Genomic DNA, 10,639 nt, shown 5'->3' on the forward strand with positions numbered 1-10,639 from the left:
TCTGCCGACGCTCGGGTGTGAGCGGTGCTCCAGGGGGCTCAGGGCTTTTGCCACGAATTGCATGGTTCCCGCGATTGCAGCAATGTGTGCAGGGAACCCGTAGGCCGCAGGTCTCCTCATGCCGTTCCTGCCGCCGGACCCTCAGGAGAGGTGGGCGCCTACGGTGCGGCTTGCGGGTTCTGCGACATGGGCGGCATGCCGTTCGGTGCGACTCGGTGAACGGCCGGCTGCCGCTGCTGCGAGTCGGAGCAATCGGAGTACGTCATGACAACCTCACATCCGCACACCTGGTCGGAGCCCGGAGCTGTCCCCCGTGGCCGCAAAGTGCCTCCCGTGCCCACCCCGCCGGGGGAGGGGAGCACCACGGCGGGAATCTCCCAGCACGAGCCTGAGGCGTCCAAGGCGTGGGCGCCTCTCGCCCTCGTACTGATCGCGGCTGTGGTCGTGCTGGTCGTCGTCGGACTGGTCGGCATGGTCGTGGCTCTGGCGTAGTTCCCACACTCGAAGAGGCCCGCGATGCTCATGGCACACCCCGTCATCCTGCAGAACCTGGTCGAGCAGTACGACACGCTGCGGATCCTGCACGCCGAAGACGGCAGCGAGGAGGTCCGCCAGCGCATGGACGACGTCGCCTACACCCTGTGCGTGTCGACCGGCACCCAGGACATCGACGCCGCCCTCATCGCCGCCCGGTACCACTTGCCCGGAGCGCGCCCACACGACGACTCCGTCGTCCCCGACTGAGCTGCGTGGTGGCGCCTTGCTTCGCTGTGAGGCGCCCGGCGGGTGTCCGCTCGAAGCCGGGGCGAGGGAGCCGAGGCAAGGGATACGGATCACCGGCAGGAATATCGAGAACCGGGTCGAAGGGCAGGAATTTTGACGAACGTGATAGCGGCGCCGGATACGCGGGCACTCGCTCCCCATGAATCCCCGCAATCACACTCCGCTCCGCGCTGTCGCCCTGGTCTGCACGCTGTCGCCCTCCCCGGCGCCGTCGAGCTCGCAAGTGCCGGCGGAGCAGGCCATGGCCGCGCTTGCCGAGCGTGACGTGACGGGGGAGACCGTCCGGGTCGCCGATCACGACGTCAGACCAGGGGTGAAGACCGACATGGGCGAGGGGGACGCGTGGCCGGAGATCCGGGCCGCGATCCTGGGCTGCGACATCCTCGTGCTGTCCACGCCGATCTGGCTCGGGCACCCCTCCAGCGTCGCGCAGCGGGTTCTGGAGCGACTGGACGCGGAGCTCGGTGAGAGCGGCGACGAGGGACGCATGCTCACCTACGGCAAGGTCGCGGCGGTGTGCGTGGTCGGCAACGAGGACGGCGCCCACAAGGTCGGCGCCGACCTCTTCCAGGGCTTGAACGACGTCGGGTTCTCCCTCGCTCCGAACGCCGTCACCTACTGGGTCGGAGAAGCCATGCAGGGCACCGACTACCAGGACCTCGACGAGACCCCCGACAAGACCGCGGCCGCGACCACGACCCTCGCCGCGAACGCCGCGCACCTGGCGCGCCTGCTCAAGGCCGCGCCCTGTCCGGCGAGCTGATGCTGCTCCCTTGCGGCACGGCCCGCCGGGCACGGGACCGGGGACGGACCGCTCGGGGCGACGCGGACAGGTTGGCCGAGGTGAGGACGGCGGTGCCATGGTGTTTCAGCATCCGGTGGACCGAGGCGGCGACAAGCGCGGCACATTCGAGCGGCTGGCGGAGGCGGCATCTCGTTTCACCAGCTCACCGGTGTTCTTCGGATTGTGCCTGGCGCTGGTGGTGGCTTTCGTGGCCGTCCATCTCGCGGGGTTCGGCCTGGAATGGCAGGTGTTCGTCGGGAGCTGCATGACCTCGGTGACCCTGCTCCTGCTGGCACTGTTGAAGAACGCGGAGCTTCGGGCCGAGCACGCCATCCAGCGCAAGCTGGACGCGATCGCCGCAGCCATGCTGGAGGCGGGCGAAGGCAAGTGCGGCAAGGCGCACGAGGATCTGAAGGCGGCAATCAGGCTGGAGGAGGAAACGTAATCCGCGGCGGCGGATGGGGGTGTGTCCGTCTCAGGCGACGCGCAGCAGGAGCTTTCCGGTGGAGGTGCGGCCGCCCATGAGGCGGTGGGCCTCGGCCGCGTCCCGCAGCGCGAATTCCGCGGTGACGGGCAGGGACACGGTCCCCTCGGCGACGGCGCGCAGCGCGCGGGCGGTCAGCTCGCGCAGCGCGCCCGGTGCCGTGTCGGCCAGGGCCAGGACGGAGAAGCCGCTGACGGACAGGCCGCGGACGGCGAGGTCGGCCTGTCCTGCCTGCCACGGCTCGGCGCCGCTCGCGTTGCCGAAGGAGACGAGGCGCCCGAAGGCGGCCAGCGTGTCCAGTCCGCGGCGCAGGGTGTCTCCGCCGACCGGGTCCAGGACCAGATCGACGCCCCTGCCGTCGGTGGCGCGCCGCACGTCCTGGTCGAAGGTGTCGGCCGGGAAGACGTCGTCGTATCCGTGCGCGCGGGCGTATTCGGCCTTGGCCTTGCCGGAGGTCACCCCGTACACGGCACCGGCGCCCGCCGCGCGGGCCAGCTGCCCGACCGCCGTGCCGATGCCGCCGGCTGCGCCCTGCACGAGGACGCTCTCCCCGGCCCGCAGCCGGCCCACCTCGTGCACCAGGGCGTGCGCGGTCGGCAGCACCGTCGGCACGGTCGCCGCGGTGCGCAGGTCCATACCGCCGGGCAGCGCGAAAACGGACGCCGCTTCCGCGACGACCACGTCGGCATATCCGCCGCCCTGCAGGAGCCCGGCGACCTCCTGCCCCACCCGCAGCGCGGTCACGCCCTCGCCGACGGCCCGGATGCGTCCGGACACCTCCAGGCCCGGGCGGTGGGGGAGCGAGGTGACGCGGTATCCCTCGGCCCGCGCCTTGAGGTCGGCGAAGTTGACGCCCGCCCAGGCGACGTCGACGGTCACCTGCCCGGCGCCGGGCTCGGGGACCTGGGCCTCGACGACCTGCAGGACGTCGGGACCGCCGTACTCCTGGAACTCGACCGCGCGCATACGAAGGACCACCTCTCCGAGAGTGTTCGACGGGAAGCAAACACTCGCACTGTATGATGTCCATCGAACACTCTGCAACGGGTAACGCCAGGAGGCGCGAGCGATGACGGACAAGACCCCGGGCAGGAGCCACCGCCCGGCCCCCGTTCTCACGCACCCCGACGACGTCCCCCTGCTGACCGCGCTGGCAGCGCTCGCCGACCCGGTCCGCATCCAGCTGGTACGCACCCTGGCCGACCATCCCGACTGGTCCCTGAGCTGCAGCAACTTCGACGTGCCCGTCGGCCGGGCGGCCAAGAGCCACCACTTCTCCGTCCTGCGCGCCGCCGGACTGGTCGAGCAGCGCGACGACGGGCCCAAGCGGTTCAACCGACTGCGGCGGGAAGAGTTCGACGCCCGCTTCCCCGGCCTCCTCGACCTCGCGCTCCGCGACGACGACGTCTCCTGACGCCCGCCGGCGCTGCTCCCGGGCAGTCCATGGCTCTCGCTGCTGCCCGCCTCCGGCAGCCGAGGGGTCCGGACGACGCGATCGCCGTGGGCAGCCGGGAAGCGTGCCTACGGGCCCGTGCGGCCGGGCCGCCCACGCGGTCCGGCCGCGCCGACGGGCGAACGTCACCGGCGCGAGGTCGGTGTCTCAGGATTCGAGGCGGCGGCGGTCCTCCTCGTCCCACGCCCGGGTGTCGCGCGGGCGGACGTACGGTTCCGCGTCGGCGGGGTGCCCCCCGGCGACGGCGCGTCGGCGGGCCAGCTCCGCGTCGAACTCAAGGCCCAGCAGCAGGGCCAGATTGGTGATCCACAGCCACACCAGGAAGACGATCACGCCGCCGAGCGTCCCGTACGTCTTGTTGTACGAGGCGAAGTTCGCCACGTACACGGCGAAGCCGGCGGAGGCTGCCAGCCAGATCAGCAGGGCCAGGAAGCTGCCCGGTGTGATCCAGCGGAAGCCGCGGACCCGCGCGTTCGGCGCCGCCCAGTACAGAAGCGCGATCATGGCCGTCACCAGTACCACCAGCACCGGCCACTTCGCGATGGACCACACGGTCAGCCCCGCGTCGCCGAGCCCGAGGGCCGTACCCGCCTGCCGGGCGAGACCGCCGGTGAACACCACGATCAGCGCGCTGATCACGGCCAGCACCATCAGCACCACGGTCAGCCCGACACGCAGCGGCATCACCTTCCACAGCGGTCGGCCCTCGGGGACGTCGTAGACGGCATCGGCGCTGCGGATGAACGCGGCGACGAACCCGGAGGCCGACCACACCGCGAGCGCCAGACCGACGATGGCCATGGCCGAGCCGAGCCCTGACTGGCCCTGCATCTGCTGCACGGCCTGGCGCAGGATGTCCTGCACGGGGCCGGGAGCGAGTTTGTCGATGTTGGCCAGCACCTGCTGGATCGCCGAATGGCCCACGAGGCCCAGCAGTGACACGAGCACCAGCAGCGCGGGGAACAGCGCCAGGATCGAGTAGTAGGTCAGGGCCGCCGCCCGGTCGGCCAGCTCGTCTCTGCGGAACTCCTTCAGGGTGCCTTTGAGCACCGCTCCCCAGGAGCCCTCGGGCAGGTCCGTGGGGCTGTCCGGGGCCCGTCGTTCCACTTGCTCGCCCGGCCCCGTCTCCGGGGTGTGCACGGCCTCGCCGCCATGGTCGCTCGGACCGCTTTCGTCCTGGTACTCGTGCTTTCTGCCCGTTCGCGTCATTCGATCCGGGTAACCCGCCCTGCGGCACCCGTAACATGAAGCCCCCGTCCCACTGTGCTCCGGCCGTCATGAGCGGACGCCTCCGGGACCCGGCAGTGTTCGACGCGTTCAGGCGAGCGGACTCTTCGGCAGCGAGGCCAGCAGGTCGGCGGGATCGCCGTAGACGGCGTCGGCGCCCGCCTCCTCCAGGTCCGTACGCGGAATGCCGCCGCACAGCAGCGCCACGCACCGTACGCCCGCACGGCTGCCCGCCTGCATGTCCCACACGGTGTCGCCCACGAACACGGCGTGTTCCGCCGGTACGCCGGCCAGCTCCAGCGCCCGTTCGACGGGCTCGGGTGCCGGTTTGCCCTCGGAGACGTCGTCGGCGCTCGCCGTGGCCGTGATGGCGTCGTCCGCGTCGATCGCCCGGCGCAGCGCCGACAGTTCCTCACCGCTGGCCGACGTGGCCAGGACCACCGTCCAGCCGTCGTCGGCGAGTCGGTGCAGCAGCCGCGTCGCGCCGGGCAGCGCGGACAGCCGCTCGAAGTACTGGGCGTAGAGCGTCTTGTGCGCGTCGTCGAGGTCCTCGGCCTCGGCACCGGCCGCCTCCTCGCCGAGCAGACGGGTGACAAGATCCGACGAACCGAGCCCGACCGCCCGGTGGATCGCCTGCGTCGGCACCTGGTGGCCGGCCTGACGGAACGCCTCCCACCAGGTCACCACGTGCAGATGGTTGCTGTCGACAAGGGTGCCGTCCACGTCGAACACGGCCGCCCGCCGGTACGATCCCGGATTTCCGCGCTTGTTGTCCATGGCCGCCGAGTTCCCGCCGTGCCCGTCCCGTACGCGTGGAGGTGACCGCGTCACCTGTCACAGGTCAGGCGGAACCGCTCATGCCGGTGATCAGGTCGGTGACCTCGGGAACACCGCCCCGGGCCAGCGCCTGCCGCTGCCGGTCCGCGCCGGTGCCCAGTTGGAGCAGCCGGTGCACCAGTGCCCTGACCTCCCGCGCGTCTCCAGCGTCCTCCAGGGCCGGGCCGATGTGGCGCATCAGGTGGCAGACCACGTCTTTGGCGCGTCGTCGTCGGCCGTCCGGGTCGATCAGGTCGCCGGAAAGCCCGTGCCGGGCGGCCTGCCACATCGCCGCCTCCAGCAGTTCCGGATCGGGCTGCCGTTCCGGCTCGCCCCCGGCGGCGTCCCGGATCGCGCGCTGTACGAGGGCCCGCACGACACCGGCGAACATCACGGCCTCGTCGGTACCCGACTGGACGTCGAAGCAGCGGACCTCGATCGTCGGATAGCGCTCGGACAGCCTGGTCTGCCAGTAGAGCTGGCCGGTGTCGGCGATGACGCCGCTGTCCAGCAGGTGCTGGACCCGTCGGTCGTAGTCGGTGTCATCGGTGAAGGACGGTGGAACGCCGCTGACCGGCCACCGGCCGTAGATCAGGGTGCGCCAGGAGGCGAAACCGGTGTCCTCGCCCTCCCACAGGGGGGAATTGGCCGACATCGCGGTCAGCACGGGCAGCCAGGGCCGGATCCGGTTGAGTACCTGCACGCCGGTGGGCCGGTCCGGCACGGCGGCGTGGATGTGCATGCCGTTGACGAGTTGCTCGGCCACCAGTTGCGGAGCCTGCCGCTGCATGGCCCGGTAGCGGGGACAGTCGGTGACCGGAACGGACCGGGAGTGCGACAGGGGCGTGCCGCTGGCCAGGACCCGGCAGCCGAGCGATTCCGCCGCCGCGGTGACCGCGTGCCGCAGCCGCAGCAGATGGCCGCCGACCTCGTCGAGCGTGCCGCAGACGGGAGTGACCGCTTCCACCTGGGCCTGCGACAACTCCGTGTGGAGCTCCTGGTCGGCCACGAAAGGCTTGAGCCCCGCTACCGCGCGCACCTTGTCCCCGTAGGGGGACAGCTGACCAGTGACCGCGTCGATCAGCAGGTATTCCTCTTCGACACCCAGCGTGATCACGTCTGTGGCGCCTTCCGTCTCTCGGCAGGCCCGCCGCCCGCGGCGACGGGAATGGGTCTCCGGCGGTTACCGAAGGCGCCGGAGTACGGCCCCCGCTTCCAGAGGCATGCCGCGCGGACCAAGTGACCGCAAGTGCAGGGGCGCAAACGTGACCGACGCCTACCGGGCGCCCGGATGTCTCCGGGTTTCCGGTGGTCGAGCCGAAGTGAGGCATGGTCCGCTCTGTCCTCGGTACTGCGCAGGCAGGGTTCACCGGTGAGCGAAGGAGGTTCGGAAATGAGCGACGAGAACATGGCGGACGACGTCTACCAGCCCGTCGGAGGCAACGAGGAGCAGGAGGACGCCGCTCCGCCGGATCTCCAGGACGCGGTCGACGAACGTACCTACGACGACGTCCTCGACGAGGGCTGCTCGCCGCCCGAGAAGCCCTTGGGCGTGACCCGGAAGGGGACGACGGCGGCGGAGCAGCGCGAGGGCGAGTCCCTCGACGAGCGGCTGCGCGAGGAGGTCCCGGACGTGACGGCACCCGAGGGCGACGGCATCGGGGACCTGCCCGGCGGCGACGGCGAGCCGCGCGATCCCGAGACCGGTGACCGACGCGCCGGACGGCTGGTGTCTCCGGACGAGGGGGCGCACCCGGACACGACCAAGGAGGCGGTCGCCGAGGACAAGGGGATCGACGGCGGCGCCGCGGGCGCCGAGGAGGCCGCGGTGCACGTCGTACCGGACGAGGCCCCGCCTCCGACGGGCCCCGAGGAGCGAGGCCACGGGTGACCCGGGCGCGGGTCCTGACCGGGCCGGCTCTCAGGTGCGCGCCACGACCCGCAGGACGTGAACCGAGGGGTCCGAGGCGTCCGAGGCGTCCGGGATGAGGACCCCGTGGTCCACACCGGTGCGCAGGTGGTGCAGGATCTCCTCGGTGATCACCTCGCCGGGCGCGACCACCGGAACACCCGGCGGGTACGGGCTGATCATCTCGGCGGCGATGCGCCCCGCCGCCTGTTCCGCCGGAACGTGGTCGACCGGTGCGAAGAACGCCTCGCGCGGCAGCATGGCCTGCTCCGGTTCGAGGGCCCCGGGGGCCGGCAGATGGACCGGCGGGCGGCGCTCGAGGGAGTCCGCCGCGTCCACGAGGGCCCGCAGGGCCCGCAGGGCGTCCAGGAGGACCTTCTCCGTCACGTCGTCGTCGGCGTGTGTGATGGAGGCGCTGATACGACAGGTGTCGGAGCCTCCGGCATCGACGTGCCGCTCGGCCCGCAGCCACTCGGTGGCCTGCATACCGCTGATGCCCAGTTCCCGTACGTCGATGACGATCTTCAGCGGGTCGAAGGACGCGGCGCGGCCTTCCTCGACGACCTCCTGTCCCGTCGGTCGCAGCCCGGGGAGGCCGGCGACCGTCTCGCGGATCCGGCCCGCGCGGTGCAGCGCGGCCTCCAGCAGTTCGTGCCCCTGCTCGACCATCTGCCGTCGCCAGCCGTCGAGGGATGCGTACACCAACGAGGAGGCACTGGTCGTACCCAGCAGGTCCTCGCGCTGTTCGAGGGCCTCGGGGGCCACCCGGTCGTACTGGAGATGGAAGACGGAACTCTGCTCGACGGCGCCGCCCGTCTTGCGGGTCCTGTGACCGTCCGCGATCGGGGCGAGGACCCGCACGCTGATGATCCAGTGGAAAAGAAAGCTGATGATTCAGCGGAAAAGAAAGTGGAGAATATAGGGAGAATATAGGTGTCGGCCGCCTGGAGCAGCCGAAACCCCCGCGAAAGGACCGTCGGCGATGCGTGATCATCCCATGGTTGTGCAGCCTGCGGGTCCGTCGCCCGGTGCGACGACGCTCACCGTCCGGCCGGTGGCGGACGACCTGGGAATCCTCTGTCTCTCGGGCGAGCTCGACTCGCTCGCCGCCGATGCGCTCTCCCACGACCTGGCGGCATACCTGCAATGCTCCGGGCGCACCGGACAGCGTCTGGTCCTGGACCTGAGCGGTCTCCGGTCGATCAGCGCGGCCGCCGTCCGCGTGCTGGTGCTCGCCACGCGCCGTCTCGCCGATGCGCCCGTTCTGGTGGTGGCGACCGCCCCGCACGTACGGGAGCTGTTCCTGCTCTCGCCGACGCCCGGCCTGCTGGTGTATCCCACGCTCAGCGCGGTACTGGCCGCCCTGCCCGGCACGGCGTTCACGCCCGGCGGGCAGCTCCCACAGGGGGCGGCGGAGACAGGGCAGGGCCTGCAGACCGAGGTGTTCGGTCTGCGCGCGAAGCTCCGTACGGGGCCGACCATCGGCGTCGCCCAGGGGATTCTCCTGGAGCGGTACGGTCTGGCGGACCCCGCTTCGGCCTTCGACCTGTTGCGGGAGGCCTCCCAGCGCCACAACGTACCGCTGCGGGTGCTCGCCTCGGCCCTGGCCGCCGCCCCGCCTCCCGGACACGGAGCAGAGTGGTTTCCCGGCCGCCTGCACACCCCTCCACCTCCCGTCGGTCTCCTCACCGGTCCGGACCTCCGGCCCGACCACCGGCATCGGATCCTGGACGCGCTGGTCCACGACGTGATGGCGCTCACGGACGCGCACGCCGTGGAAGTCCACCTCACGGAGCCGGGCACGGAGGACGCGCTGGTCCTGGACGGGCACATCGGTCTGGGTTCGGCCTACCGGGACCACGTCGCCCGGGTGACCGGTCCACCGGCCCTCTGCCAACGGGCCTGGACCCGGAAGGAGCCGGTCTACGTCGCCGAGGTCGCCTCGGACCCGGCCCTGGCCGAGACCGAGGAGGGCAGACTGGCGTACGCCGCCGGCACCCGCGCTCTGTACGCGGTGCCCGCCCTCACCGACAGCGGCGTGTGCACAGGCGTGATCACCGTGCACTGGAGCCGGCCCGGTTCCCGGATGACCGCCGGGCAGTTCACCGCGCTGGAAACCCTGGCCTCCGACCTGGCCGACTGGAGGTCCTGGTACCGGCGCACCGTTGTCCTCGACGCACTGGAGCATCTGCATGCCCAGGGCTGCGCTGCGGCCGGCAGCGCCGGCAGCGGGTCCGACCGGGCGAGGGTCAACGGCGATCCGGTCTGAGCCGGGCCCGGGGCCCGCGACGAACCCTGTGCCGTTTCCCGTCGTCGCGAACGGCAACTCGGAGACGGTCGGAACACGGGCGGACGAACCCACCGTGCCGCAACTGTCCGGACGTGCAAGGACGATGACCCGCGGGAGTGGCCCTGGGGAAGTGAGGCTTATGGCAGGGGACGATCCGGCGGGCGGCAGAGACGCCGAGCAGGAGACCGAGGCCCGGCGTGCCCTCATCGTCCGTGAGATCGTCGACGCGCTGCGCGGCCTTCCGCCCGACGAGGCGCCCGAAGCCCTGTGCCGTACTTGCATGATGCTGCTGCCTGCGGTGTCCGGACTGTCGGTGTCGGTACGGGGCGACAGCCCCGGCCTGAGTGTGGTGCTGTGTGCCAGCGACGGTGTCGCGGCCCGGCTGGCGGAGATCCAGTACACCCTGGGCGAGGGCCCGTGCATGGAGGCGGTCCGGCTCCGCGCGCCGGTGTTCGCGGCCGACCTCAGGCGCGCGCCGGACGCCCGGCGCTGGCCGCTGTTCAGTGTCCAGGCGGCCCGGGCCGGGGTCGAGGCGGTCTTCTCGCTGCCCCTGGGCGGGGCCGGGAGCGCGCTGGGCACGCTGGACCTGTACCGGCGGACGCCGGGTCCGCTGAGCGGCGATCAGGTCAGGACCGCGCTGCTGGTGGCTGACGCGGTCACCCTGACGGTCATCGCCCTCGACCACGCTTTCCCGGCGCCCGAAGGAGTCGTAACGTGGCTGGCAGGAGCGGAAGCGGACCGGGAGGAGGTGCACCAGGCCACCGGCATGATCATGGTCCAGCTCGGTGTGACCGCCGAGGAGGCGCTGCTGCGCCTGCGCGCGCGGGCCTTCACCCAGGGCCGCACCTCCGTGGAGGTGGCCCGGGCCGTCATCGACCACACCATGGACCTCC

Annotated in this window: 13 protein-coding genes; 8 read left to right on the plus strand and 5 right to left on the minus strand. The window is 71.6% G+C overall.

Annotated elements, in window-relative coordinates; translation table 11 throughout:
* Positions 1-264 precede the first annotated feature (264 nt).
* The 4 genes from ACWC24_RS22480 to ACWC24_RS22495 all read left to right on the plus strand — a co-directional run bounded on the left by ACWC24_RS22480 (position 265) and on the right by ACWC24_RS22495 (position 2,012).
* Positions 265-492, plus strand: coding sequence for a DUF6480 family protein (locus ACWC24_RS22480; RefSeq protein WP_450664624.1), 228 nt, complete (start codon positions 265-267; stop codon positions 490-492).
* Positions 493-516: 24 nt separating this feature from the next.
* Positions 517-744, plus strand: a complete 228-nt coding sequence (locus tag ACWC24_RS22485; RefSeq protein ID WP_450664625.1) for a DUF5133 domain-containing protein — start codon at positions 517-519, stop codon at positions 742-744.
* Positions 745-922: 178 nt separating this feature from the next.
* Positions 923-1,546 carry a flavodoxin family protein gene (locus tag ACWC24_RS22490; protein ID WP_450664626.1) on the plus strand — a complete coding sequence of 208 codons (624 nt, stop codon included), beginning with the start codon at positions 923-925 and terminating at the stop codon, positions 1,544-1,546.
* Positions 1,547-1,643: 97 nt separating this feature from the next.
* Positions 1,644-2,012: a low affinity iron permease family protein gene (locus ACWC24_RS22495; protein ID WP_450664627.1), complete on the plus strand. Its 369-nt coding sequence runs from the start codon at positions 1,644-1,646 to the stop codon at positions 2,010-2,012.
* Between the two features lie 30 nt (positions 2,013-2,042).
* On the opposite strand, the gene ACWC24_RS22500 is transcribed toward ACWC24_RS22495, so the two are convergent.
* The gene (locus tag ACWC24_RS22500; RefSeq protein WP_450664628.1) at positions 2,043-3,017 is read right to left on the minus strand and encodes a quinone oxidoreductase family protein; all 975 of its coding nucleotides are present in this window, start codon (positions 3,015-3,017) and stop codon (positions 2,043-2,045) included.
* A gap of 103 nt (positions 3,018-3,120) precedes the next feature.
* Between ACWC24_RS22500 and ACWC24_RS22505 the strand changes: the two genes are divergently transcribed.
* Positions 3,121-3,465, plus strand: a complete 345-nt coding sequence (locus ACWC24_RS22505; RefSeq protein WP_450664629.1) for an ArsR/SmtB family transcription factor — start codon at positions 3,121-3,123, stop codon at positions 3,463-3,465.
* 186 nt (positions 3,466-3,651) lie between these two features.
* Here ACWC24_RS22505 and ACWC24_RS22510 read toward each other — a convergent pair whose 3' ends face one another.
* The 3 genes from ACWC24_RS22510 to ACWC24_RS22520 all read right to left on the minus strand — a co-directional run bounded on the left by ACWC24_RS22510 (position 3,652) and on the right by ACWC24_RS22520 (position 6,664).
* Positions 3,652-4,713: a YihY/virulence factor BrkB family protein gene (locus ACWC24_RS22510; protein WP_450664630.1), complete on the minus strand. Its 1,062-nt coding sequence runs from the start codon at positions 4,711-4,713 to the stop codon at positions 3,652-3,654.
* A gap of 108 nt (positions 4,714-4,821) precedes the next feature.
* Positions 4,822-5,508: an HAD family hydrolase gene (locus tag ACWC24_RS22515; RefSeq protein ID WP_450664631.1), complete on the minus strand. Its 687-nt coding sequence runs from the start codon at positions 5,506-5,508 to the stop codon at positions 4,822-4,824.
* 64 nt (positions 5,509-5,572) lie between these two features.
* Entirely contained in the window at positions 5,573-6,664 is a 1,092-nt protein-coding gene (locus tag ACWC24_RS22520) for a carboxylate-amine ligase (protein WP_450664632.1), read from the minus strand.
* Between the two features lie 276 nt (positions 6,665-6,940).
* Here ACWC24_RS22520 and ACWC24_RS22525 point away from each other — a divergent pair, with 276 nt between their 5' ends.
* Positions 6,941-7,438, plus strand: a complete 498-nt coding sequence (locus ACWC24_RS22525; protein WP_450664633.1) for a DUF5709 domain-containing protein — start codon at positions 6,941-6,943, stop codon at positions 7,436-7,438.
* A gap of 30 nt (positions 7,439-7,468) precedes the next feature.
* On the opposite strand, the gene ACWC24_RS22530 is transcribed toward ACWC24_RS22525, so the two are convergent.
* The gene (locus tag ACWC24_RS22530) at positions 7,469-8,317 is read right to left on the minus strand and encodes an Orn/Lys/Arg family decarboxylase (RefSeq protein ID WP_450664634.1); all 849 of its coding nucleotides are present in this window, start codon (positions 8,315-8,317) and stop codon (positions 7,469-7,471) included.
* Positions 8,318-8,453: 136 nt separating this feature from the next.
* On the opposite strand from ACWC24_RS22530, the gene ACWC24_RS22535 reads away from it, so the two are divergent.
* The gene (locus ACWC24_RS22535; protein ID WP_450664635.1) at positions 8,454-9,725 is read left to right on the plus strand and encodes an ANTAR domain-containing protein; all 1,272 of its coding nucleotides are present in this window, start codon (positions 8,454-8,456) and stop codon (positions 9,723-9,725) included.
* A 160-nt stretch (positions 9,726-9,885) separates the two neighbouring features.
* On the plus strand, positions 9,886-10,639 hold a 754-nt coding region (locus ACWC24_RS22540), incomplete at its 3' end, for a GAF and ANTAR domain-containing protein (protein ID WP_450664636.1).

It is taken from the genome of Streptomyces sp. NPDC001443 (assembly GCF_053597355.1).